Annotated in this window: 25 protein-coding genes; 13 read left to right on the top strand and 12 right to left on the bottom strand. The window is 64.7% G+C overall.

What is annotated here, in order from left to right:
* Positions 1-13 precede the first annotated feature (13 nt).
* The 4 genes from MJ8_RS27770 (at position 14) to MJ8_RS27755 (ending at position 3961) form a co-directional block, all read left to right on the top strand.
* Complete coding sequence (locus MJ8_RS27770; RefSeq protein WP_201411793.1) at positions 14-1684, top strand: nitrite/sulfite reductase; 1671 nt, start codon at positions 14-16, stop codon at positions 1682-1684.
* A complete protein-coding gene (locus MJ8_RS27765; protein ID WP_041007847.1) occupies positions 1659-2423 on the top strand; it encodes a phosphoadenylyl-sulfate reductase in 765 nt (254 codons plus the stop codon). The genes MJ8_RS27770 and MJ8_RS27765 overlap by 26 nt, the downstream gene beginning before the upstream one ends.
* A 170-nt stretch (positions 2424-2593) precedes the next feature.
* Positions 2594-3127: a DUF934 domain-containing protein gene (locus tag MJ8_RS27760; RefSeq protein ID WP_201411792.1), complete on the top strand. Its 534-nt coding sequence runs from the start codon at positions 2594-2596 to the stop codon at positions 3125-3127.
* A 213-nt stretch (positions 3128-3340) separates the two neighbouring features.
* Positions 3341-3961 (top strand): DJ-1/PfpI family protein, encoded by a 621-nt coding sequence (locus MJ8_RS27755; protein ID WP_140747164.1) that lies wholly within the window; start codon positions 3341-3343, stop codon positions 3959-3961.
* A 57-nt stretch (positions 3962-4018) separates the two neighbouring features.
* Here MJ8_RS27755 and MJ8_RS27750 read toward each other — a convergent pair whose 3' ends face one another.
* Positions 4019-4237, bottom strand: a complete 219-nt coding sequence (locus tag MJ8_RS27750) for a hypothetical protein (RefSeq protein WP_201411791.1) — start codon at positions 4235-4237, stop codon at positions 4019-4021.
* Positions 4238-4453: 216 nt separating this feature from the next.
* Here MJ8_RS27750 and grpE point away from each other — a divergent pair, with 216 nt between their 5' ends.
* Together grpE and MJ8_RS27740 are read left to right on the top strand one after the other, a co-directional pair.
* Positions 4454-5086, top strand: a complete 633-nt coding sequence (grpE, locus tag MJ8_RS27745) for a nucleotide exchange factor GrpE (RefSeq protein WP_201411790.1) — start codon at positions 4454-4456, stop codon at positions 5084-5086.
* Positions 5087-5218: 132 nt separating this feature from the next.
* A complete protein-coding gene (locus tag MJ8_RS27740; RefSeq protein WP_201415607.1) occupies positions 5219-5851 on the top strand; it encodes a trimeric intracellular cation channel family protein in 633 nt (210 codons plus the stop codon).
* 99 nt (positions 5852-5950) lie between these two features.
* Here MJ8_RS27740 and MJ8_RS27735 read toward each other — a convergent pair whose 3' ends face one another.
* The 7 genes from MJ8_RS27735 to MJ8_RS27705 all read right to left on the bottom strand — a co-directional run bounded on the left by MJ8_RS27735 (position 5951) and on the right by MJ8_RS27705 (position 13618).
* Positions 5951-6826 (bottom strand): GNAT family N-acetyltransferase, encoded by an 876-nt coding sequence (locus tag MJ8_RS27735; RefSeq protein ID WP_201411789.1) that lies wholly within the window; start codon positions 6824-6826, stop codon positions 5951-5953.
* 299 nt (positions 6827-7125) lie between these two features.
* Complete coding sequence (locus MJ8_RS27730) at positions 7126-9402, bottom strand: PAS domain-containing sensor histidine kinase (protein ID WP_201411788.1); 2277 nt, start codon at positions 9400-9402, stop codon at positions 7126-7128.
* A gap of 103 nt (positions 9403-9505) precedes the next feature.
* A complete protein-coding gene (locus tag MJ8_RS27725) occupies positions 9506-10495 on the bottom strand; it encodes an MDR family oxidoreductase (protein WP_201411787.1) in 990 nt (329 codons plus the stop codon).
* A gap of 107 nt (positions 10496-10602) precedes the next feature.
* Positions 10603-11091 (bottom strand): signal peptidase II, encoded by a 489-nt coding sequence (gene lspA / locus MJ8_RS27720; RefSeq protein WP_201411786.1) that lies wholly within the window; start codon positions 11089-11091, stop codon positions 10603-10605.
* Between the two features lie 10 nt (positions 11092-11101).
* On the bottom strand, positions 11102-11962 hold the full coding sequence (locus MJ8_RS27715) for a TrmH family RNA methyltransferase (RefSeq protein ID WP_201411785.1): 861 nt from the start codon (positions 11960-11962) through the stop codon (positions 11102-11104).
* Positions 11963-13045 carry a class I SAM-dependent rRNA methyltransferase gene (locus MJ8_RS27710; protein ID WP_201411784.1) on the bottom strand — a complete coding sequence of 361 codons (1083 nt, stop codon included), beginning with the start codon at positions 13043-13045 and terminating at the stop codon, positions 11963-11965.
* An 87-nt stretch (positions 13046-13132) separates the two neighbouring features.
* Positions 13133-13618 carry a DUF1772 domain-containing protein gene (locus MJ8_RS27705; RefSeq protein WP_201411783.1) on the bottom strand — a complete coding sequence of 162 codons (486 nt, stop codon included), beginning with the start codon at positions 13616-13618 and terminating at the stop codon, positions 13133-13135.
* A 101-nt stretch (positions 13619-13719) separates the two neighbouring features.
* Between MJ8_RS27705 and MJ8_RS27700 the strand changes: the two genes are divergently transcribed.
* The gene (locus MJ8_RS27700) at positions 13720-14430 is read left to right on the top strand and encodes a helix-turn-helix transcriptional regulator (RefSeq protein WP_201411782.1); all 711 of its coding nucleotides are present in this window, start codon (positions 13720-13722) and stop codon (positions 14428-14430) included.
* Positions 14431-14501: 71 nt separating this feature from the next.
* Positions 14502-14873 carry a VOC family protein gene (locus tag MJ8_RS27695; protein WP_201411781.1) on the top strand — a complete coding sequence of 124 codons (372 nt, stop codon included), beginning with the start codon at positions 14502-14504 and terminating at the stop codon, positions 14871-14873.
* Between the two features lie 96 nt (positions 14874-14969).
* On the opposite strand, the gene MJ8_RS27690 is transcribed toward MJ8_RS27695, so the two are convergent.
* From MJ8_RS27690 to sppA, 4 genes are all read right to left on the bottom strand, one after another.
* A complete protein-coding gene (locus MJ8_RS27690) occupies positions 14970-15941 on the bottom strand; it encodes an ornithine cyclodeaminase family protein (protein ID WP_201411780.1) in 972 nt (323 codons plus the stop codon).
* Between the two features lie 22 nt (positions 15942-15963).
* Positions 15964-16296 (bottom strand): DUF1049 domain-containing protein, encoded by a 333-nt coding sequence (locus tag MJ8_RS27685; RefSeq protein ID WP_201411779.1) that lies wholly within the window; start codon positions 16294-16296, stop codon positions 15964-15966.
* A gap of 137 nt (positions 16297-16433) precedes the next feature.
* Positions 16434-16718: an integration host factor subunit beta gene (locus MJ8_RS27680; protein ID WP_027165368.1), complete on the bottom strand. Its 285-nt coding sequence runs from the start codon at positions 16716-16718 to the stop codon at positions 16434-16436.
* 77 nt (positions 16719-16795) lie between these two features.
* Positions 16796-17752, bottom strand: a complete 957-nt coding sequence (sppA, locus tag MJ8_RS27675) for a signal peptide peptidase SppA (RefSeq protein WP_201411778.1) — start codon at positions 17750-17752, stop codon at positions 16796-16798.
* Positions 17753-18043: 291 nt separating this feature from the next.
* On the opposite strand from sppA, the gene lptC reads away from it, so the two are divergent.
* The 5 genes from lptC to hpf all read left to right on the top strand — a co-directional run bounded on the left by lptC (position 18044) and on the right by hpf (position 22766).
* The gene (lptC, locus tag MJ8_RS27670) at positions 18044-18757 is read left to right on the top strand and encodes an LPS export ABC transporter periplasmic protein LptC (RefSeq protein WP_201411777.1); all 714 of its coding nucleotides are present in this window, start codon (positions 18044-18046) and stop codon (positions 18755-18757) included.
* A complete protein-coding gene (locus MJ8_RS27665; protein WP_201411776.1) occupies positions 18744-19340 on the top strand; it encodes an LptA/OstA family protein in 597 nt (198 codons plus the stop codon). Before lptC ends, MJ8_RS27665 begins: the two co-directional genes overlap by 14 nt.
* Positions 19340-20158 (top strand): LPS export ABC transporter ATP-binding protein, encoded by an 819-nt coding sequence (lptB, locus tag MJ8_RS27660; protein ID WP_042641058.1) that lies wholly within the window; start codon positions 19340-19342, stop codon positions 20156-20158. The genes MJ8_RS27665 and lptB overlap by 1 nt, the downstream gene beginning before the upstream one ends.
* A gap of 188 nt (positions 20159-20346) precedes the next feature.
* Entirely contained in the window at positions 20347-21876 is a 1530-nt protein-coding gene (gene rpoN / locus MJ8_RS27655) for an RNA polymerase factor sigma-54 (RefSeq protein WP_201411775.1), read from the top strand.
* Between the two features lie 302 nt (positions 21877-22178).
* Positions 22179-22766, top strand: coding sequence for a ribosome hibernation-promoting factor, HPF/YfiA family (gene hpf / locus MJ8_RS27650; RefSeq protein ID WP_201411774.1), 588 nt, complete (start codon positions 22179-22181; stop codon positions 22764-22766).
* Positions 22767-22771: the final 5 nt, after the last annotated feature.

The following is a 22771-nucleotide window of genomic DNA, read 5'->3' as shown; positions in this document are numbered from 1 at the left end:
GGAAAGACGAAGCATGTACCGTTACGACGAGTTCGACCACGATTTCGTACAGGCCCGGGTGGCCGAGTTCAGCGACCAGGTGAAGCGCCGGCTTGCCGGCGAGATCACCGAGGACCAGTTCCGGCCGCTCAGGCTGATGAACGGCGTCTATCTGCAACTGCATGCCTATATGCTGCGCATCGCGGTGCCTTACGGCACGCTGAACAGCCGGCAAATGCGAATGCTCGCCCATATCGCGCGCAAATACGACAAGGGCTACGGCCATTTCACCACGCGCCAGAACCTCCAGTTCCACTGGCCGGCGCTGGCTGACGTTCCGGCGATCCTGGCCGACCTCGCCAGCGTCGAGATGCATTGCATCCAGACCAGCGGCAACTGCATCCGCAACGTCACCGCCGACCATTTCGCCGGGGCGGCCGCCGACGAGGTCGCCGATCCGCGTCCCTATGCGGAAATCCTGCGGCAATGGTCCTCGGTTCATCCGGAGTTTTCGTACCTGCCGCGCAAGTTCAAGATCGCGGTGACGGGGGCCGAGCGCGACCGGGCCGCCATCCAGGCGCATGACATCGGCCTGCACCTGAAGAAGAACGCGGCCGGCGAGTTGGGTTTTGCCGTCTATGTCGGCGGCGGTCTGGGCCGCACGCCGATGATCGCCAAGAAGATCCGCGACTTCCTGCCGGAAGCCGAGTTGCTGTCCTACTGCACGGCGATCCTGCGCGTGTACAACCTCTACGGCCGCCGCGACAACAAGTACAAGGCGCGCATCAAGATCCTGGTGCACGAGACCGGCGTCGAGGAGATCGCACGGCAGATCGAGGCCGAATGGCAGGAGCTCAAGGACACCGAGCTGAAGCTGCCGGAGGCCGATATCGCGGCCATCAACGCCTATTTCGCGCCGCCGGCGCTGTCGGCCCGGCCGGAAGGCGATGCTCTCGTCAAGCAGGCGCGGCTCGATTCCAAGAGTTTTTCGGAATGGCTCGACCAGAATGTCGTGACGCATCGCCATCCCGATTATGCGGCGGTGACGATCTCGCTCAAGGGCATTGGCGAGGTGCCAGGCGACGTCACCGACAGCCAGATGGAAGCGGTTGCCGACATCGCCGAGAAATACGCCTTCGACGAGCTGCGCGTCAGCCACGAGCAGAACCTGATCCTGCCGCATGTGGCGCGTGCCGATCTCAAGGCGGTCTATGACGCTCTGGTCGAGATCGGGCTCGCGACCGCCAATTCCAACCTGATCAGCGACATCATCTCCTGCCCGGGCCTCGATTATTGCTCGCTGGCCACCGCGCGCTCCATTCCGGTGGCGCAGGAAATCTCGCGTCGCTTCGCTTCGCTCGAGCGACAGCGCGAAATCGGCGAATTGAAGCTGAAGATCTCCGGCTGCATCAATGCCTGCGGCCACCACCATGTCGGCCATATCGGCATCCTGGGCGTCGAGAAGAAGGGTACCGAGCTCTACCAGGTGACGCTTGGCGGCTCCGCCGATGAGAACACATCCGTGGGCGAGATCATCGGCCGCGGCTTCTCCTCGGAAGAGATCACCGATGCCATCGAGCAGATCGTCGACACCTATCTCGGCCTTCGGCTCAATCCCGACGAACGTTTTATCGACGCCTACCGCCGTGTCGGTCCCGCGCCGTTCAAGGAGGCACTCTATGCTGGCGAAACCAAGGCCGCTTGATCGCACCGGCAGCGTCGAGACGGGCGTCGCCGCGGAAGCGGCGGGGCTGGACGCGCTGCACGGCCATCTGAAGCCGATCGAGATCATCGAGCGCGCGGCGCGCGATCTGTTCCGCGGCGAGGTCGCCGCCGTGTCGTCCTTCGGCGCGGATTCGGCGGTGCTGCTGCACATGATTTCGGAGATCGACCGTTCGCTGCCGGTGATCTTCCTCGACACCGGTAAGCATTTCGAGGAGACGCTCGGCTATCGCGACGCGCTGGTGGCCGATTTCGGTCTGACCGATATAAGAGTGATCAAGCCGGAGGAGGCTGCGCTCGAACGCGTCGACCCGACCGGCAGGCTGCACGAGACCGACACCGACGCCTGCTGCAACGTGCGCAAGGTCGAGCCGCTGGCGCGCGGCGTCGAGCCCTTCCGAGCCTGGTTCACCGGACGCAAGCGCTTCCAGGCCTCGACGCGCGCGGCACTGCCCGTCTTCGAGGCGGTCGGCTCGCGCATCCGCATCAACCCGCTGGCGCACTGGACGACCTCGGACCAGGCTGACTACATGCGCGCGCACGCGCTGCGCGAAAATCCGCTGGTCGCCTATGGCTATCTCTCGATCGGCTGCTTTCCCTGCACGCAGCCGGTGCAGCCGGGCGAGGACGCGCGCAGCGGCCGCTGGGCCGGGCACGCCAAGACCGAGTGCGGCATTCACTTGTCGGGCCTGGAAAAGTCGCTGACCGACGCCTCGCTTTAGGATACGCCGAGATTCAGGTGAGGCCGGCCTGCAAATGGCGACTTCCCGCGCTTCCGGTGCTCACGTACTTCAAGTACGTTCCGCTCCGGTTCTCGGAAGCCACCATTTTCGGCGCGGCCTGACCTGAATCTCGGCATATCCTCGGAATCTCTAGGATTTTAGGAATTTTGATGACTGGATCGACGACAGCGGGGACCCGCCTCTGGACTCCGGACGGTTTTCGCGAGGACGAGTGGACGCACGCCGAAAGCGCCGAGGCGCTTGCCGGCAACGGCCGTTTCATCCTGCCGCTGCAGGCTTTTCTCGGGCTGGATGAAGACGTTCGCAAGTCAGCCAAGGAGCGTCTCGGGGTGCTGCTGCAGCCCGGCGACGAGCTCGACAAGATAACCGGCATGCTGGATCAGTTGTCGCTGGTGGCGCTCGCCTTCCCAGCCTTCAATGACGGCCGCTCCTTCTCCAAGGGCGAATTGCTACGGGCCCGATACCACTTCAAGGGCGCCATGCGCGCCACCGGTCAGGTGCTGGTCGACCAGCTTCCGCATATGCTGCGGCTCGGCTTCGACGAGTTCGAGGTCTCCAATCCGGTGCTGTTGAAGCGCCTCGAGGAAGGCAAGACCGGCGGCTTGCCGGTGTACTATCAGCCGGCCGTGGAGGCGGAACCCAAGGGACCGAAATATTCCTGGCGGCGCAAGCGCCCTAGCTGACGCTGCATTTCAAGCGCACGGGCATTGTGCTGGTCCGACCAGCGCTGCGTATTGTGGCGACCGAATCTGCTCAGAACAGTGCTGGGACGAACATAGCATAGTTCTGGTCAGACCACATTGGCGATTCAGACTTCCCCTTCGGCCGGCCTGCCCTTAGGATAGGTTTGTTATTTCGGACCGCGAAAATAATAGCCAGCTAAGGGAGGAAAGAGCATGGCGGGCAAGAAAATATTGATGCTCGTTGGCGAGTTCAGCGAGGAATACGAGATTTTCGTCTTTGAACAGGCCATGCACGCGGTGGGTCACACCGTCCATGTCGTGTGTCCCGACAAGAAGGCGGGCGACGTGCTCAAGACCTCATTGCACGACTTCGAGGGTCACCAGACCTATACGGAAAAGCTTGGCCACGACTACATCCTCAACAAGACTTTCGCCGAGGTGAACCCTGCCGATTACGACGCGGTCTACGCGGCGGGCGGGCGCGGACCGGAATATATTCGCATCGACAAGCGCGTCCAGGCGCTGGTCAGGCATTTCCATGAGACCGGCAAGCCGATCTTCACCATCTGCCACGGCGTGCAGATCCTGATCGCGGTTGACGGCGTTGTGCGCGGCAAGGAAGTGGCGGCGCTGCATTATTGCGAGCCTGAGGTGACGCTTGCCGGCGGGACCTATATCGATGTTGCCCCGACCGGCGCCCATGTCGACGGCAATCTGGTTTCAGCCAAGGGCTGGCCGGGCCTCGCCGCTTTCATGCGGGAATGCCTGAAAGTGCTCGGCACTGAAATCCGCCACGGCGAAGCGCTGATGCGCGACGACCGGAAGGCGGCTTGAGCTTGTTTTTGCGCAATTCCAAACGGAAAACTGCTACACACTTTTCTCGGAACTGCTCTAATTGCGGCGGGCGGCTATCGAAGGCCACCCGTCGCCCGCATTCTCCGCTTCGGCCTCGTCGAGGCGGTCCAGCAGGTCGCTCAGCCGCCGGGGCATCTCCGTTTCCAGGCGAAATGCCGGCAAGCTGCGCAGAAAGCGCTTCGTCGCCTCGCTGCCGGCCTGCCGCCTGATGTCGTTGGCCAGCTCAGCGCGCCTGTTGCCGTGGTTGCCGCTCATGTCCCAAAATCCTGTGTCGGCTTCGAAACTCCTCCAGCCCGTCTATGGTTCCCGCAACGGCATTCGAGGGCAAGCAAAGCCGCGTGATAGGGTAAAATTTGAATTAACTTGGAACGATGGCCGGGCATCCTCGGTCCGCGCTTACCCCTTGATTTTTGCCCTCCAAACCTCGATATCGGGCGCAAATCCACACCAATCCGAATGACGGGAAACGCGATGAGCGACCAGGCAAAAGACGAACGCACGCCCGAAGATATGGAAGCCACCCAGGCTTCCGGCGAGCGTGCGGAAGGTGGCGTCGACGGCGATTACGAAGCGCTGGTGCGGCTGCTGAAGGAAAACGAGGAACTGAAGGATCGTGCGCTGCGCGCGGCGGCCGAGATGGAGAATCTGCGGCGTCGCACCGCCCGCGACGTGCAGGACGCCCGCGCCTATGCGGTCGCCAATTTCGCGCGCGACATGCTGTCGGTGTCCGACAATCTGCGCCGCGCGCTTGACGCGATCCCAGCCGAGGCGAAGGCCGGCGGCGACGCTGGCTTCAAGGCGCTGATCGAAGGTGTCGATCTCACCGAACGCGCCATGCTTTCGGCGCTGGAGCGCCACGGCGTGAAGAAGCTCGCGCCCGAAGGCGAGAAATTCGATCCGAACTTCCACCAGGCGATGTTCGAGGTGCCCAACCCGGAGGTTCCGGCCGGCACCGTCGTGCAGGTGGTTCAGCCGGGCTATTCGATCGGCGAGCGCGTGCTGCGGCCGGCGATGGTCGGCGTCGCCAAGGGCGGCCCGAAGGCGGCCGCCGAGGCGAAGGTCGAGCCGGGCCCGGTGAACGAGCAAGCCGAGAAGGATGCATAATTAGGGAGTAAGGGAGTAGGGCAGTAAGGGAGTAGGGCAGTAAGGGAGTAGGGGAAGGGAACCGTACTTTCACGCGGTTCTATGCTATTGCCCTATTCCCCTATTCCCTTACTGCCCTACTCCCTTATGTCCTTGAATCCCATCGCGTTGCTCGACTATGCCGGCGTCGCCGTCTTTGCGGCGACGGGCGCGCTTGCGGCATCGCGCAAAGAGCTCGACATCATCGGCTTCCTGTTCCTGGCCAGCGTCACCGGCATCGGTGGCGGGACGCTGCGCGACGTCATCCTCAACCTGCCGGTGTTCTGGATCGCCAACAGCGGCTATGTGCTGATCTGCGCCGTCGTCGCGGTGCTGGTCTTCTTCAGCGCCCACCGCTTCGAATCCCGCTACAAGCTCCTGCTCTGGCTCGACGCCGTCGGCCTTGCCGCGTTCTCGGTGATGGGCGCGGCGAAGGGGCTGGCGATCACCGGCTCTCCCGTCGTGTCGGTCGTCATGGGCGTGCTGACGGCAACCTTCGGCGGCATCCTGCGCGACCTGCTTGCCGGCGAGCCCTCGGTGCTGCTCAGGCCCGAGATCTATGTCACCGCCGCCCTTGCCGGCGCCACCATCTTCACCCTCGGCGATCTGGCCGGCCTGCCGGCGCTGGCGTCCAGCCTGCTCGGCTTTGCGGCTGCGTTCCTGGTCCGAGGCGGCGCGCTCAGATTCGGCTGGTCGTTTCCCGCCTATCGGAGTCGGCCGGGGCGAAGGCCCGAGGATATTCCATGAAGAGAGGGAATAGGAATTAGGGACTAGGCAATAGTCGTAACAGCACGAATCGTAGCAGTTCTCCTACTGCCTACTGCCTACTGCCTACTGCCTACTGCCTTATGCCGCGAAGCGCTGCCCTTCACCGCCATAGTAGTTGACGTAGCGGGCGCCGATCTCCTTGACCGGCATGACGACGAAGACGTCGACAGTCGAGAATTCGTGGTCGATGACGCAGCCGTCGCCGATGCGGGCGCCGACGCGCAGGTAGCCCTTGACCAGCGGCGGCATGGCGGCGATCGCCGCCTTGGTGTTCACCGCCTCGATCGGCATCAGGTCCATGGAGCAGTAGCGTCCCGGAACCGCGCGTACATCCCAGGCGGAATTGGTGCGGCAATGATGAGCGAGATAGGTCAGTGCCTCGGCATGCGCCGCCGGCACGATGCCATGGAAAGAGGCGCAGCCGGTCATCACGCCGATGCCGTAATGGTTGATATAGGCCCAGATGCCCTGCCAGAGCGCCTCGATGGTGCGCTTGGAGCGGTATTCCGGCAGAACGCAGGAGCGGCCGAGCTCGAGGAAACGCTGGCCGGGATGCCGCGCGATCAGCTTGGTGAGCTCGAACTCGCCCTCGGAATAGAAGCCGCCGGCGGCCGTGGCGATCTCCTGCCGCAACAGGCGGTAGGTGCCGACGATGCGGCGATGCTCGGGACCGGGAAGGGACGTATCCAACACGAGAAGGTGATCGCAGAGCGGGTCGAAACGGTCGGCATCGCGCCGGTCCTGCGCCTGGAACAGGTCCTTCCTCGCGCCAAGCTCGTCATAAAATACCCGATAGCGGACTTCCTGGGCGGCGGCGATCTCTGCCTCGTTGCGGGCGAGCCGCACTTCGAGGTTGCCGATCCGGCCCAGCGGAGCACCGCTTGCGACGGCATCGGCGCTACGGGCGGCGAGCAGGGCGCCGCCGGCGTTCGGCCGAGTGTCACATTCAGGCATGACTGTATGCACGAGTGATTCTCCTTCGAGCCATCCCTCTTGGCACGGGGATACGGTGTAGGTGCAACAGGATTGTGACAGTACCGTGATACGACGTGGCGGGCAATACTTTGTCGGCTGGGCAATAACCTCAACCGGCTATCTTGTGGCTGCGAAAGCCAAGCAAGCCAAGGCGTTCAAGGCACAAAAATTTCCTTAAAGCGCGTCGCGCTGAGCCGCATTCAGGCGACGCGCTTTAAGCCTTTGTTTTGATGCATGTCGTTGTCCCAGAACCGCTGCACACTTCTGGGCGACATGCGTTAAGCCGCAACCTGGCCCTCGACGGCCTGGACGAGCGCCTCGGGGTCGAGCGGCTTGGTCACGAAACCGCTGGCGCCATGGGCGAGCACGGCATGCCGGGTCTTTTCCTGGCTGTCGGCCGAAAGCACCATGATCGGGATCGGCGGCATGGCGAGCGACTCCTCATGGCGACGGATGGCGGCGATCGCATCCAGGCCGTCCATGACGGGCATGTGCAGGTCCATCAGCACCACGTCGAAGCGGAACTTGAGGCCGGCATCGGTAACGGCATCGACCGCGGCCTTGCCGTTGCCGACGATCTTGACGCGATGCCCGGCCTTGAGCAGCGTGGCGCGGGCGAGCATGGCGTTGATGTCATTGTCTTCCGCGATCAGCACCGACAGGCCCTGATCGCGCTTGCGCGAGGAAGCCGCGCGCGGCTTCGGCCGCGGCTGGACGAGCATGGAGCCATGGCTGGTCAACAGCACCCGCAGCAGGGTCTCGCCGCGCACGGGTCTGGCGAGGAAGGTGGCGTAGCCGCTGGCGCGGAATTCGCCAAGCATGCCGCGATCGGTCGGCGCGATCAGGGTGACGGCCTCGCAGTCGACAAAGCCCGACTCGCGCAGCCGCTTGAGCAGCCTGCCGTCGCTGCTTTCGAGCGCGGCGTCGATGAGGAGCACGTTGCAGCCGGCAGCGAAGGGGGCGGCCTGGCCTGGTGTCGCCGCGATCTCGACGATGCCGCCATGGGCCCGGATCGTGCGGGCGATGGCATCGGCCTCGGTTGCGTTTTTCGACACGATCACCGCCCGCCGGTCGGCAAGTATGTTGTGGCGATGCGGCGGCGGCTCGGTCGCGGAGACCGCTGGAAGCTCGAGGACGAATTCGGACCCTTCGCCGAGCCGGCTCGATACCGAGATCGTGCCGCCCATCGCGGTGGCCAGCCGCTTCGAGATGGCGAGCCCGAGACCCGCGCCGCCGTGCACCCTGGTCGAGGTGCCGTCGGACTGCTCGAACTCCTCGAAGATGCGCTCCATATCCTCTTCTCGCAGGCCCGGGCCGGTGTCGGCTACGGTGAAGCAGATACGGTCGGTGGTTTCGGTGCGGGCGCGCGCCACGGTGAGCAGCACGCCGCCCGCGTCGGTGAACTTCACCGCGTTGCCGATGAGGTTGAGTAGCACCTGGCGCACGCGGCCGGGGTCGGCCGTGATCATCTGCGGCACGTCGGGTTCGACATGGCAGCCAAGGCCGATGTTCTTGGCGAAAGCCTTTGCGGCCAGAAGCTCGATGATGTTGTCGGCGATTTCGCGCAGCGAGGTCGGCTGCGGCTCGGGCTCGAAGCGGCCGGCCTCGATCTTGGAATAGTCGAGCAGGTCCTCGATGAGCGCGAGCAGCGCGCTGGCCGAGGTGGAAACGGCGCCCACATAGGTGCGCTGCTCGGGCGACAGGTCGGTATCGGCAAGCAGCTTCGCCATGCCCATGATGCCGTTCATCGGCGTGCGGATCTCATGGCTGACGGTGGCGAGGAAGCGCGACTTGGCCTGGCTCGCATATTCGGCCCGCTCGCGCGCGGTGATCAGCGAGGATTCGGCGCGCTTGCGGGCGGTGATGTCGCGGGCGATGGCCCGGTGCGAGACGGCGCCGGTGTCCTTGTCGCGCACCGACAGTTCGATCCAGGAGAACCAGCGCGGTCCGTTCGGGGTGCGGATCGCGACATCGGTGGAGCTCAGGCATTCATGATCGGAGAAGGCGGCGTCGGGGACGACGCCGACATCGATGCCGAGCTCGGACAAGGTCTTGCCGGCAAGGTCGCGCGCGTCGACGCCGACAAGCGAGGCAAAGACGCTGTTGGCATAAACGATATGGCCATCGCGGTCGCGATGGACGACGAGGTCGCCAAGCGCGTCGATCAGGCCGCGGAAGCGCTCCTCGCTCTCCTGCATTTCCCACATGCGGTCGGCGAGGGTCTCGATCTCGGCGCGGCTGCGGGCGGCGGTCTCGTCGAGAAGTGCCGCGGTGCGACGCTCGTCGCGACGGCTGCGCAGATGCATGGCCAGGCCGGCAAGGGCCGCGGCGGCGAGGCCGGCGGTCACGATGAGCGGCGCTCCGGTGAGGTGCGCGAGCCCCGCCATGACGGCAATGGCGACGATCGTCAGGAACGGCAGGCCTTCGCGGCTCGCCGCGGGCAATTCAGGGGCCAGCGGCGGCGCGACGAGCACCTGCCGCGTCGGCGCATCGGCGATGAGCCTGTCAGCGCCCGCGGCTTTGCTGTCCTGTCTGATGTCGGAGTCCGCGACCATGCGCGGACCATGCCAGACAGAGATTATGGAAGATTGGGAGGGATCGTTCGAATTTTAGCGATTGCACGGATTCCGGCCGCTTCGGCGAAACCGCGGCCTCCGGCTACATATCGACGACGACGCGGCCGCGGATCTTGCCTTCGACGATGTCGCGCGCGGCGGCGACGATGCCGTCGAAACCGATCGTGCGCGACAATGTCGACAGCTTCTTCAGGTCGAGGTCGGCGCCGATGCGGCGCCATGCCTCCAGGCGGACCGCCTTCGGCGCCATCACCGAATCGATGCCGAGCAGCGAGACGCCGCGCAGGATGAAGGGGGCGACGCTTCCCGGCAGGTCCATGCCGCCGGCCAGGCCGCAAGCGGCGATCGCGCCGCCATAGGAGGTCATCGACAGCACATTGGCCAGGGTGTGGCTGCCGACCGAGTCGACGCCGCCGGCCCAGCGCTCCTTGGCGAGCGGCTTCGCCGGCTGGCTGAGCTCCTCGCGCGAGATCACTTCGGCCGCGCCGAGGGCGATCAGATAGGGGCTCTCGGCGTTGCGGCCGGTCGAGGCGATGACATGGTAGCCGAGGCTGGACAGGATCGAGATCGCAACCGAGCCGACGCCGCCGGCCGCACCCGTCACCACCACCGGACCGCGGTCCGGCACGATGCCGTGACGCTCCAGCGCCATGACGGAAAGCATGGCCGTGTAGCCAGCGGTACCGACGGCCATCGCGTCATGCGCGCTCATGCCCTCGGGCAACGGCACCAGCCAGTCGCCGTTGACGCGGGCGCGGCCGGCATAGGCGCCGTAATGCGTCTCGCCGACGCCCCAGCCGTTGAGGATGACCTTATCGCCCTTGCGCCAGTCCGCATGCGAGGAGGAGATCACGGTGCCCGCGAAATCGATGCCTGGAACCAGCGGCCAGCGGCGCACGACCGGCGCCTTGCCGGTGATGGCGAGCCCGTCCTTGTAGTTCACCGTCGTCGCCTCGACGGCGACGGTTACGTCGCCTTCCATCAAATCGGCCTCGGCGAGGTCGACGACATCGATGGACTGCTTCTTGTCCGCATCGCGCGAAACGAGGATGGCTTTGAAGGTATCGGTCATGGTTTTCTCCTCGGTTCTGAGCTTTACGTTTAAGCAATTCCGGACGGAAAACCGCTGCACACTTTTCCTGGAATTGCTCGGAAGTCTGCGGTTTCAACCGCGTCAGGTCAATTGCCGAGATCCTCGGACTTGGCTTCCCGCCGCCAGCCGATCAGCTCGTCGAAGACGACAAGCGCCGCGCCGACCGAGATGAAGGCGTCAGCGAGGTTGAACACCGCGAAGGACCAGACGGGCGTGTGGAACAGGATGTAGTCGATGACGTGGCCGTAGACGGCGCGGTCGATGAGGTTGCCGAGCGCGCCGCCGATGATGAGGGCAAAGCCGATGCGGGCGACGACATGGCCGGCTGGCGTGCGCGTGGCGAGATAGAGCACGAAGGCCACGACCAGCACGGCGATGATCACCAGGCCGGTGTCGCCGAAGGACTGGAACATCGAGAAGGCGATGCCGGTGTTGTAGGTGCGGAACAGCGCCAGGAAGGGCAGGAGATCGACCTTCTCCTGAAAGGCGAGCCCGTTCTCGACCAGTTGCTTGATCCACTGGTCGAGCGCAATGGCGATGACGATCAGCACGACATAAGGGGACCAGGATTTCACTTGGGAGTCCTCATCGGCTGTCGTTGGCGGGGTCGAGCTTCAACGCGCCGCGCCTTATCTCGAACAGCATCACGCCGGTGGCGACCGCCAGGTTGAGCGAGTCGGCGCGGCCGGCCTGCGGGATTCTCAGCAACCGGTCGCAGCTTTCGGCAAGGCTGTCGGGGAGTCCTTGCTGCTCGTTGCCCATCAGCAGCAGAACCGGCCCCCTGGTGAAGTCGACTGAGCGATAGTCGACCGCGCCCTTGAGGTGCGTGCCGACGACAAGACCCGAAAAGTCGCGCCGCCAGGCGAGGAAGGCCTGCTCCGTCGCCCTGGCGACCGGCACGGCGAAGATCGAGCCCATGGTGGCGCGCACCGTCTCCAGCGAGAACGGATCCGTGGTGTCGCCGACCAGGATGACGCCCCTGGCGCCGACGGCGTCGACGGTGCGGATCACGGTGCCGAGATTGCCGGGATCGCGGACGCGGTCGAGCGCGACCCAGACGTCGCCGTCCCTGGCGCGGATGTCCTTCAGCGGCACGGTCTGCTGCGCGAAGACGCCGACCACCATTTGCGGGTTTTCGCGTCGGGTGATGGCCGCCAGCACCTTTTCCGAGACTTCGAGCACCGTGCCGCCTGCGGCGACGGTCCGCGCGGCGACCTTCTCGACCGCGGCGTTGCCGCGTCCGGCCTTGGCGAAAACCAGGGTCCTGATCGACCAGCCGAGGTCGAGCGCGTCGATGACGAGCTTCAGGCCCTCGGCCATGAAGGCGTTCTGCTGGTCGCGGAATTTCTTCAGCGCCAGCGCCTTGATTTCCTTGACCAGCGGATTGGCAAGGCTGGTGACTTCCTTGACCTGCCCGACAGGGCGGGCGCCGTCATGTGAGTTCATTCAAGCCACCCAGCGCGAGAACAGCGAGGTCGACAAAGCGCGGCCGGCCGACTTCTCGCGGATGATCAGTTCGCCGGATTCGACCGTGCCGCCCATGCCGGCGAAGGTATCGCGCATCAGCGCATGGATGGCGAAGAAGGACGCGCGGATCGAATAGGCGGTGAGAACGACCGCCAGCGGTTTCGGCGTCAGGATCGAGCGGCAGAGGTCGGTCAGGCCCGGCAGGTCCTCGAACAATTGCCAGACCTCGCCCTTGGGGCCGCGGCCATAGGCCGGCGGGTCGAACAGCACGATATCGTAGCGGCTGCCGCGGCGCTCCTCGCGCTCGGCGAATTTCACCGCGTCCTCGACGATCCAGCGGATCGGCTTGTCGGCAAGGCCGGCCATTTCCTGGTTCTCGCGCGCCCAGCCGATCGCCTTCTTCGAGGCGTCCACATGGGTGACCTCGGCGCCGGCGCGGGCCGCCACCAGCGAGGCAAGGCCCGTATAGCCGAAGAGGTTCAGCACCTTGACCGGGCGCTTCGCCGCCGCGATCAGTCCGGCCATATGGTCCCAATGCGAAGCCTGTTCGGGGAAGACGCCGACATGGCGGAAGGACGTGAAACGGCCGAGATAGTCGATGCCGTCATGCTTCATCGGCCAAGTCTCGCCGAGCGGCGTCTTCGGAAAGCGCCAGCGGCCGATGCCTTCCTCGTCGGTGTCGCCGGTGAAGATGGCGTCGGCGCGCTCCCATTCCTTCGCCGGAAGGGCGCGCTGCCAAATCGCCTGGCCCTCGGGGCGCACGATGCGGTAGGGGCCGTATTGCTCGAGCTTTTCGCCCGCGCCGCTGTCCAGCAAAGCGTAATCGGCGTTGGGCGCGACTTCGAGGATCAGCGGCAGGCGCTCGGCGGGCAAGGCGCCCTCGCGGCGCGCAAGCACGCGCGGCGCCGGCTTGGCCTCCTGCCGGTCCGCAGGTCTCGTTTCGCGGCGCTCGGCGGGCGTGGCCTGCTGCCGTGCGGCCGGCAACGTCTCACGCAAGCGGGGCTGTTCCGTCCTTGCGGGATGCGGGCGGCCATCGCGGCGTTTGTCGCGAAAAGATTTCAAGAAGGATCATCTCCGGCGGTTCGGCCCGCTTCTGCCACACCAGCCCCCTTTGGCGCAACAAAGCAGGCTCACTCAATGGTGGGGTCATCATCCATGCCGGACGCCGAGCAGGCCGGAACAAAGCGAAATGAAGCCGAGCGCCTTCGCCGCGGTCACCGCCATGTGGCCGGTTTCCCAACGCAGCCGGACGGCTTCGAAGTTTTCCGGAATTGGCCCCGGCGTCCAGGTCGCGAGGATGTCGTTCGCCGGTTTGACGAGGCCGAACCAGAGCGCCAGCGCGGCCGCATAGAGCAATGTAGCCACGAGCGCAAAGCGGAAGGCCGTGGCTTGCCCACGCAGCATCCAGGCGAGAAGCGCGGGACAGAGGATCGCAGCGATATCGAGCGGCGCTCCGATCACGGCAAAAAGCAGGAACTGGCCGTTGAAGACGGTCGCCTCTCGCCACAGCGCCGGCGACCATCTCGTCAGCCTGGGCGGCGATTCCAGCACATGGGCAAAGGACGGTCCGAGGCTGAGCGCCGCGACGAAAACGGTCAGCACCGACCAGAACAACAGAATTCCGCGCATCTCCATTGGGCAGACAACGGCAACGGGGCGCAGGCGTTCCGCGGCACCGGAATGCTTGCCGTGATGCGCGGGCCAGCCCTATTGTCCGGCACGCCGGTTAGCGATTCATGTCCCGTTCGGAACGCCTGCTCGACCTGATCCAGATCCTGCGCCGCCATCGCCGGCCGGTGAGCGGCCGCACGCTCGCGGACGAGATGGGCGTGTCGATCCGCACCCTCTATCGCGACATCGCGACGCTGCAGGGGCAGGGCGCGCCGATCGAGGGCGAGGCAGGGCTCGGCTATGTGCTGAAGCCCGGCTTCATGCTGCCGCCGCTGATGTTCACCGACGAGGAGATCGAGGCGATCGTGCTCGGCTCGCGCTGGGTGGCAAAGCAGCCCGACAAAAGGCTGGCGGCCGCCGCGATGGATGCGCTGGCCAAGATCGCCGCGGTGCTGCCGGATGACCTGCGCGACGATCTCGACGCCACGACGCTGCTCGTCGGGCCGCGCTCGGAAAATGCCGAAGCGATCGACCTGGGCATCGTGCGGCAGGCAATCCGCGACGAGCATAAACTTGGCTTCCTTTATCGTGACGCCGGTGGAGCGGCGTCGAAGCGGCTGGTCTGGCCGTTCGCGCTCGCCTTCTTCGACAAGGTGCGGGTGATGGTGGCGTGGTGCGAAACGCGCCAGGATTTCCGGCATTTCCGCACCGACCGGATCTCCGGCCTGACAGCGACCGCCATCCGTTATCCGCGACGCCGCCAGGCGATGCTGAAGGAATGGCGGGCGGGCCTTGACGCGCCCGGCCAGAACGGCGCGAAAGACCCTTCCGGCTGATCGCTGCTGCCAGAATCTGACAGCATGCCCTCGTATGGTCTCCAAGGTTCAGACAGCTTTGGAGATCAGATATGACCACGCCGAATTTCGTCATCCTCTATGTCGACAACCCCGAAAACAGCGGCGCTTTCTACGCCAGGTTGCTCGGACGCGAGCCGGTCGAATCCTCGCCGACCTTCGTCATGTTCGTGCTCGACAAAGGTTTCAAGCTCGGCCTCTGGTCGCGCCACACGGTCGAGCCGGCAGCGGCGGCAACAGGCGGTGGCGGCGAGCTCGTGATCGCGGTCGATGATGCGGCCGCGGTCGACGCCACCCATGCGGATTGGGCTGGAAGGGGCCTCGAGATTCTGCAGACCCCAACCGATCTCGATTTCGGCCGCACCTTCGTGGCGCTCGATCCGGACAATCATCGCCTGCGGGTTTATTGGCCGAATGGGCAGTAGGGCAGTAGGGCAGTAGGGCAGTAGGGCAGTAGGGCAGTAGGGCAGTAGGGCACGTCGTTCCCGGCAGTTCACATACTGCCTTACTGCCCTATTCCCCTACTGCCTTGCACTGAGCGCCTTGTAGACGGCGATGCCGGCGGCGAGGTCTTCAAGCGCCGCGCCGACCGACTTGAACAGCGTGATCTCGCTGTCGGTTTGCCGGCCCTGCTTCTCGCCGCGGGCAAGCTCGTGCAGGTCGGCGACGATCGCTTCCGGCTTCAGCAGGCCCGAGGCCAGCGGCTGGACGATGTCGCCGGCTTCCTTGGTGGCGCCGGCGCGGGTGTCGACATAGACGCGGGCGCGCTTGATCGCGTCGTCGTCGCTTTCGCGCATCGTCGGGGTAAAGCCGCCGACGAGATCGACATGGGCGCCCGGCTTCAGCAGCACGCCCTTGACGAGCGGCGTGTTCGAGATGGTCGCGGAGGCGACGATATCGGCCTCGGCAAGCTCCGCGTCCAGATCGCCGGCGGCATTGGCCGGAAAGCCTTCGGCGCGCAGGGCGGCGGCCACCTTTTCGGCATTGGCGGGCGTCCGGTTCCAGATGCGGATGGAGGTGATCGGTCTTACCGCCGAATGCGCCTTGGCGAGGAATGGCGACAGCGCGCCGGCGCCGATCACCAGAAGCCGCGAGGCATCCTTGCGCGCGAGATAGGAGGCGGCGAGCGCGGACGCGCAGGTCGTGCGCCACTGCGTCAGCCGCTGGCCGTCGATCAGCGCCTGCGGCTCGCCGGTGACGCCGTCGAGCAAAAGATAGAGGCCCATCACCGCCGGCTTGCCTTTTGTGTTGTTGTCCGGCGACACGGTGACGATCTTGACGCCGATATGGCCTCCCGCCGAGGTGCCTGCGGCGTTGAAGTCGGTCCAGGCCGGCATCAAAAGCAGGGTCGAGGCCGCACCGTCCGGCCGCTCGACACCATGATGGTGGCGAACCGGCTGCACGGCGCCTTCGCGGAAAGCGGTGCGCAATGTCTCGACAAGGCCGGGAAAGGTCAGCGCGCGGTCGACCTCTTCGGCCGAAATATGCAGCATCGGAGGCTCCGTAGGGCGTTGCTCAGTTCGTGGGCTTGGGCAGCGCCGGCCCCTTGGGCGCCGCCGGCGGGCGGCTCACCGCCTGGCGCAGGTTTTCGGCTTCCAGACCGCGCTGGCGCGCGAGCTTGCGGTAGCGCCCCTGCTTCACCCAGGTCGCCATGCTGCCGATGATCATGCCGACGGCCAAGGCAAGGAACAGGAAGATGAAGAGCGGCAGGTTCAGCGTCAGCGCGGGATTGCCGGGATGGAACGGATCGAGCGTGAAGGCGACGGCGCCGCGATTGGCAACGGCGAGCGCGATCAGGATGATTGCCAGCGGCACGAAGACCACGACGAGGATGAAGCGATTGAACATCAGATCTCCATGGAGGGAAGCTTTCTAAAGCATTTCACCGTTTCGCGGAAACGGTGAAACGCTCCCGAAACCGGCCTCCACTCTCGGGAGACATGCTTTAAGCGCCAAGATGCCCTCTCAACCCGCCAACGCGGCGCCTATTTGCCGCCGTTCAGCCTTTCGCGCAACTCCTTGCCGGTCTTGAAGAACGGCACCCACTTTTCCTCGACCTCGACGGATTCGCCCGTGCGCGGGTTGCGGCCGGTGCGGGCGGGGCGGTTCTTCACCGAAAAGGCGCCGAAACCGCGCAGCTCGACCCGGTTGCCCTCGGCAAGCGCGTCGGTGATCTCGTCAAAGATCGCGCCGACGATGTTTTCGACGTCGCGCAGGAAAAGGTGCGGGTTGCGCGCGGCAATGATCTGCACAAGCTCGGATTTGATCATAGAACGTTCCCCGTAAAACCACTGCAGTCGATTATCAGGATGATTTTATTGCTTTTTTGGCTCGTCCTAGCGAGATGTCAAGGGTGCCAGACCGAAACGAGACCGTCAAGAAACAAGCGGTCGGCGCCGAGCTCGTGAATGACATCGCCGCCGGCATCCGGCAGGCCGAGCGCCTTGGCCGCCAGTTTTGCCATCGACTGGGAGAACAGGAAACCGCCACGCCTGTCCTTGTCCTTCCACTCGACGATCTTGAGCTTGGCATCCACGCCCTTCGTCGCCAGCCAGTCTATCGCCTCCTGCTCGCCGCCGACGGCGTCGACCAGATGGTTGGCCAAGGCCTGGCGGCCGGTGAAGATCGAACCGTCGGCCAGCGCCAGCGCCTGCTCATGCGTCATCTTGCGGCGGTCCGCGACGATGCCGACGAACCAGTCGTAACTGTCGAGGATCAGCTTGCGCACCATGGCCCGCTCGTCGTCATTGGTCGGCTTGAAGGGCGAGGGCGAGGCCTTGAGCGGCGACGATTTCACTTCCTCCAGCTTGATGCCGAGCTTGTCCATGAGACCGCTGACATCGGGGTATTGGATCAGCACGCCGATCGAGCCGACGATCGAGGTCTTGCGGGCGACGATATGGTCGGCCGCGCTGGCGATCATGTAGCCGGCCGACGCCGCCAGCGTGCCGACCTCGGCCACCACCGGCTTGTCGCCGGCAAGCTTGCGCACGGCTTCGAAAGTCGACTCGCCACCGACCGTCGTGCCTCCGGGCGAATCGATCGACAGGATGACGCCCTTCACCTCCGGCGACTTGCGGATCGCTTCCAGCCTTTTGAGCAGGTCCTCGTCCTCAGTGATGGTGCCTTCGATCTTGACCTTGGCGATGTGCGGGACCGCACGGCCGGTAAAATTATCGTCATAGACCCAGGTCGAGAACGCGATCACCGCGGCCGCCAGAACCAGAAACGCGACCACGCGCCAGAAAGTCACCTTGCGGCGCAAGCGGCGGCGGTCGATCAGGTCGTCGGCTCTCATTGCCATCGTCAGCCTCATGGGTCGGTGGGAAAGCACGCTTTTAAAGCAAGCCTAGGCACACGGCTACCGTTTCCTGAACATGCCCCGCCGTGAAGCGCCGCCGTCGACCTCACGAAAAATTAACGCAACCAAGTCCCTATCTGCTATGAAATACAGGTCGCCTCGCCGGATTCTTCTCGATTTTGCGGGCGACAGTTGTCACATTTTTGCAGTTTTCCTCCGCTTGTGCTTGCTTGTAGGTGTCGGCATACCACCTATAGGCGGTATTTGGGTGGGCAAAGGTCCATTAGAAAAGTCATGTTGGCGCGATCTGACGAAACGAGCGATGCCGTCCAGGCGTCGGCTCCCGCGGCCGAAGGCGGCACGCGCGGCGATGCTTTCAACCGCGCGCAGCGGCACTCGCGCCGCGTGCGCGTGCTGAAATTCGCGGTGCCGCTGCTTGCGGTCGCAATCGCCGTCGCCTTTCCGGTCTATTCCTACCTCAAAGCGCCCATTTCTGTCTCGGTGCAGGCCGACGGCACGGCGTTTTCCGACGGCAAGCTGGTGATGGCCAATCCGAAGCTCAACGGCTTCACCAAGCAGAAGCTGCCATACTCGCTGACGGCGACCAGGGCGACGCAGGATGTCGGGCAGCAGGCCGTCATCGATCTCGAAGGCATCAACGCCAAGCTGCCCGTCGCCACCGACAACATCGTGTCGGTCGATGCCGCGCACGGTATCTACAATCGCGACGCCAACACCATGGACCTCACCAGCGACGTCAGCGTGACGACGACGGACGGCCTGGCAGCGAAGTTCAAATCGATCTTCCTAGACATGGGCAAAGGCTCTATGAAGACGAGCAATCCGGTCGATGTCAGCCGTGGCGGGTCGCGCATCACCGCGGATTCGATGGCGGTCGAGGACAATGGCAGGCTCGTGGTCTTCGAGAACCGGGTTCGCGTCAACATAGATCCAGCCGCGCTGAAGGCAGCGGGGGTAAACGGTGGAGAACAGAATGCGTCGCAGTAAATCGGCATGGCTTGCGGGCGCTGCTTCCGGATTGCTGTTCTTGGCGACGGCGCATTCCTTCGCGCAGTCGAGCGCGACCAGCCAGATGTCCGGGCTCAAGCTGTCCGGCGACCAGCCGATCCAGATCGAAAGCGACAAGCTTGAGGTCCGCCAGGCCGAAAGCATGGCCATATTCAGCGGCAACGTCACGGTCAATCAGGGGCCGACCCTGCTCAAGGCCGGCAAGATGACGGTCTACTATGTCAAGGATGCCAATGCCGGCAAAAGCGCCGCGGCCGGCGCGTCGGCGATGACGGGCGCCGCCAATATCGACCACTTGGAGGTGGAGAACAAAGTCTACGTCAAATCGAACGACCAGATCGCCACCGGCGACAGCGGCACATTCGACATGAAGACGCAGGTGCTGGTGCTCAAGGGCAAGGAAGTGGTGCTGTCGCAGGGCGACAATGTGCTCAAGGGCTGCAAGCTCACCGTGCAGATGAAGAGCGGCCTCGCCAATGTCGACGGCTGCGGCGGCCGCGTGATGATGTCGTTCACGCCCCAGAAGCAGGGCGCGGCCCAGCAGGGAGCGTCGGGCAAGTAATGGCCGGCGTGTCCTCGCTGCTGGCCCGTCTTCCGGGACGGGCAGCCGCAAAGCCGGCTGCGCCGGCGACGGTCGGCACCGACAAGGCGAAGTTCAAGGGCACCTTGATCGCCAAGGGCCTGACCAAGAGCTACAAGGGCCGCAAGGTGGTGAGCGGGGTGACGCTCGGCGTGCGCGCCGGCGAGGCCGTCGGCCTGCTCGGCCCCAATGGCGCCGGCAAGACCACCTGCTTCTACATGGTCACGGGCCTTGTGCCGGTCGATGAGGGCTCGATCGAGATCGACGGTTTCGACGTCACGTCGATGCCGATGTACCGGCGCGCCCGCCTCGGCATCGGCTATCTGCCGCAGGAAGCCTCGATCTTCCGCGGCCTGAACGTCGAGCAGAACATTCGCGCCGTGCTGGAAGTGGTCGAAAAGGATCGCAAGGTGCGCGAACGCAACCTCGACGAGCTGCTCGAGGAATTCCACATCAGCCATCTGCGCAAGGCGCCGTCGATGTCGCTGTCGGGCGGCGAACGGCGCCGCCTCGAAATCGCGCGGGCGCTGGCGACCCGGCCGGCCTATATGCTGCTCGACGAGCCCTTCGCCGGTATCGACCCGATCGCCGTCGCCGACATCCAGCAGCTCGTTCGCCACCTCACGGCCCGCGGCATCGGCGTCTTGATCACCGACCACAATGTGCGCGAGACGCTCGGCCTCATCGACCGCGCCTATATCATCCATGCCGGCCAGGTGCTGACGCATGGCCGCGCCGACGAGATCGTCGCCAACGCCGATGTGCGGCGTCTCTATCTCGGCGAGGGCTTCACGCTCTGATCACGGGTTTTCGGGCGGTGGCGCGATTTTCGAAGGTCGCGTGGCGGTTTTTCGCTATTTTAGCGCTCGATAACACTCCGGTAAGCCGCGGCTGCTAGCGTTTTTCTTGACAAGCAAAAGCCGGGCCAGTTTCTATGCCCGACCGAAAACAATTGTACGACGCGTAGACGAGGCGTTTGAATCCCACCATGGCGCTGGCAGCCAAACTGCAGCTCAGACAGTCCCAGTCGCTGGTGATGACGCCGCAGCTGATGCAGTCGATCCGTCTGCTGCAGCTCACCCATGTCGAGCTCGAGCGCTTCATCGACGAGGAGATCGAGCGCAACCCGCTTCTGGAGCGGGCCGAGCCGCAGGACGACGCCGTGGGCGACCAGGCCCAGAAAGGCGAGGCGGCGCCGGAGCGGGATTCCGATGGCGACTGGTTCGAGGGCGAGACGGAGTGGAGTGCCGAAGCGATCTCGGAAAAGCTCGATTCCTCCCTGGAAAACCTGTTTCCCGACGATCCCGGCACCCATGAGAGGCTGGGGCCAGACCTCACGGCCCAGTGGAAGTCGGCCGCCGGCGGTGGCGCCGGCACGGCGTCATCGGAAGGATTCGACGTCGGCGACATGGCCGCGGCCGTCGTCACGCTGCGCGAACATGTCGGCGAGCAGATCGCGCTTGCTTCGCTGAGCCCCGGCGAACGGCTGATCGCGGGCGAGTTGGCCGACGGGCTCGACGAAGCCGGCTATTTGCGCGCCGACCTTGGCGAGATCGCGGCCCGGCTCGGTGCGGACGACGCCACGGTGGCGCGCGTGCTCGGCGTCTGCCAGACCTTCGAGCCGCCGGGACTTTTCGCGCGCGACCTTGCGGAATGCCTCTCGCTGCAACTTGCAGGGCGCGACCGGCTCGATCCGGCGATGAAAGCGCTGGTCGCCAATCTCGAGCTTTTGGCGCGGCGGGATTTCCAGACGCTGAAACGCATCTGCGGCGTCGACGAGGAGGACCTCCTCGACATGCTGGCCGAGATCCGTGCGCTCGATCCGCGTCCCGGCCTGGCGTTTTCGGGCGGCGCCAGCGATGCGATCGTGGCCGATGTCGAGGTGCGCGCGGCCAATGACGGCAGCTGGGCGGTGGAGCTCAACGCCGACACGCTGCCGCGCGTGCTGGTGGACAATGTCTACTTCGCCCGCGTCTCGAGTCACGCCAAGGACCAGGCGGAAAAGGATTTCCTCGCCGAATGCCTGCAGAACGCCAACTGGCTGACGCGCAGCCTCGATCAGCGGGCCAAGACCATTCTCAAGGTGGCGTCGGAAATCGTGCGGCAGCAGGATGCCTTCCTCGTCCATGGCGTGCGCCACCTCAAGCCGCTCAACCTGCGCACGGTGGCCGATGCCATCGGCATGCATGAATCGACCGTCAGCCGCGTCACCGCCAACAAATACATGCTGACGCCGCGCGGCGTCTTCGAGCTGCGCTATTTCTTCACGGCATCGATCGCCTCGGCCGAAGGCGGCGAAGCGCATTCGTCCGAAGCCGTGCGCGACCGCATCAAGCAGATGATCGACGAGGAAAAGCCCGCCGACGTGCTTTCCGACGACGCCATCGTCGACATGCTGAAGGAAAGCGGCATCGATATCGCCCGCCGCACCGTCGCGAAATACCGCGAGGGCATGAATATCGCCTCCTCCGTGCAGCGGCGGCGGGAAAAGCGGGCGCTGGCCAACGCCGGTCGCTAGGCACACCCCCGAATCCCGACAAGCCTTGGCGCCAGGCAGGTTGATTTCCCGCAATCCCCAAGCTTGATTGACAAGCCGCAATGAAGTGTCTAGAAGCCCGCCCGCATGGAGCGGGGCGGTAATGCCCGCTTGCGAATGGGTCCGTCAGACACGGCCACGGACGGCCAAGAAGGCGACTTGTGATCAACCGGAAAGTTCGGGTCTAAAATCGGCGCGCATGCCGCTGCGAAGCTTGTGCGCGCGCACCACGGGTATAAACTCGGAAACAGTTTGAAGCCTGAGCAAGGAAGGTCAGTTTTCAGATGAATCTACGCATCTCGGGAAAACACATGGACATCGGCGATGCGTTCCGCACGCGCATCAGCGACCGGGTCGGCGAGGCGATCGAGAAATATTTCGATCGGGGTTTTTCAGGACATGTCACGGTCATCAAATCGGGGTCGCGTTTCTCCGCCGACTGCATGGTCCGGCTCGATTCCGGCGCTTCGCTGCAGGCGACCGGCGACGCTCAGGACCCGACGCTCGCCTTCGAGGCGGCCGCCGACCGCCTGGAAACGCGGCTGCGCCGCTATAAGCGCCGGCTGAAGTCGCGCAACACCGGCAACGGCAATGGCGAAGAACCGACCGACATCGCCTACACCGTGGTGGCCCCCCTTGCCGACGACGAGGAAGACATTCCGGAGGACTTCGCTCCGGTCATCGTCGCCGAATCAAGCATGACGCTGCGAACCATGTCGGTGGCGTCGGCTGTCATCGAGCTCGACAACAGCGACAGCCCGGTCTTCCTGTTCCGCAACGCTGGAACCGACCATCTCAACATCGTCTACCGCCGGCCGGACGGCAATATCGGCTGGATCGATCCGTCGACGACCAAAGTCGCTCAGGGATAAAAGCC

Source organism: Mesorhizobium sp. J8 (assembly GCF_016591715.1).
Classification (GTDB): Bacteria; Pseudomonadota; Alphaproteobacteria; order Rhizobiales; family Rhizobiaceae; genus Mesorhizobium.
The sequence above is the reverse complement of the archived record's forward strand: the minus strand, read 5'-3'. Positions and strand labels throughout refer to the sequence as shown.

Coding starts and splice junctions, on each gene's coding strand:
- MJ8_RS27770 (WP_201411793.1), top strand. CDS start 14: ATGTACCGTTACGACGAGTTCGACCACGATTTCGTACAGGCCCGGGTG.
- MJ8_RS27765 (WP_041007847.1), top strand. CDS start 1,659: ATGCTGGCGAAACCAAGGCCGCTTGATCGCACCGGCAGCGTCGAGACG.
- MJ8_RS27760 (WP_201411792.1), top strand. CDS start 2,594: ATGACTGGATCGACGACAGCGGGGACCCGCCTCTGGACTCCGGACGGT.
- MJ8_RS27755 (WP_140747164.1), top strand. CDS start 3,341: ATGGCGGGCAAGAAAATATTGATGCTCGTTGGCGAGTTCAGCGAGGAA.
- MJ8_RS27750 (WP_201411791.1), bottom strand. CDS start 4,237: ATGAGCGGCAACCACGGCAACAGGCGCGCTGAGCTGGCCAACGACATC.
- grpE (WP_201411790.1), top strand. CDS start 4,454: ATGAGCGACCAGGCAAAAGACGAACGCACGCCCGAAGATATGGAAGCC.
- MJ8_RS27735 (WP_201411789.1), bottom strand. CDS start 6,826: ATGCCTGAATGTGACACTCGGCCGAACGCCGGCGGCGCCCTGCTCGCC.
- MJ8_RS27730 (WP_201411788.1), bottom strand. CDS start 9,402: ATGGTCGCGGACTCCGACATCAGACAGGACAGCAAAGCCGCGGGCGCT.
- MJ8_RS27725 (WP_201411787.1), bottom strand. CDS start 10,495: ATGACCGATACCTTCAAAGCCATCCTCGTTTCGCGCGATGCGGACAAG.
- MJ8_RS27715 (WP_201411785.1), bottom strand. CDS start 11,962: ATGAACTCACATGACGGCGCCCGCCCTGTCGGGCAGGTCAAGGAAGTC.
- MJ8_RS27705 (WP_201411783.1), bottom strand. CDS start 13,618: ATGGAGATGCGCGGAATTCTGTTGTTCTGGTCGGTGCTGACCGTTTTC.
- MJ8_RS27700 (WP_201411782.1), top strand. CDS start 13,720: ATGTCCCGTTCGGAACGCCTGCTCGACCTGATCCAGATCCTGCGCCGC.
- MJ8_RS27695 (WP_201411781.1), top strand. CDS start 14,502: ATGACCACGCCGAATTTCGTCATCCTCTATGTCGACAACCCCGAAAAC.
- MJ8_RS27690 (WP_201411780.1), bottom strand. CDS start 15,941: ATGCTGCATATTTCGGCCGAAGAGGTCGACCGCGCGCTGACCTTTCCC.
- MJ8_RS27685 (WP_201411779.1), bottom strand. CDS start 16,296: ATGTTCAATCGCTTCATCCTCGTCGTGGTCTTCGTGCCGCTGGCAATC.
- MJ8_RS27680 (WP_027165368.1), bottom strand. CDS start 16,718: ATGATCAAATCCGAGCTTGTGCAGATCATTGCCGCGCGCAACCCGCAC.
- sppA (WP_201411778.1), bottom strand. CDS start 17,752: ATGGCAATGAGAGCCGACGACCTGATCGACCGCCGCCGCTTGCGCCGC.
- lptC (WP_201411777.1), top strand. CDS start 18,044: ATGTTGGCGCGATCTGACGAAACGAGCGATGCCGTCCAGGCGTCGGCT.
- MJ8_RS27665 (WP_201411776.1), top strand. CDS start 18,744: ATGCGTCGCAGTAAATCGGCATGGCTTGCGGGCGCTGCTTCCGGATTG.
- lptB (WP_042641058.1), top strand. CDS start 19,340: ATGGCCGGCGTGTCCTCGCTGCTGGCCCGTCTTCCGGGACGGGCAGCC.
- rpoN (WP_201411775.1), top strand. CDS start 20,347: ATGGCGCTGGCAGCCAAACTGCAGCTCAGACAGTCCCAGTCGCTGGTG.
- hpf (WP_201411774.1), top strand. CDS start 22,179: ATGAATCTACGCATCTCGGGAAAACACATGGACATCGGCGATGCGTTC.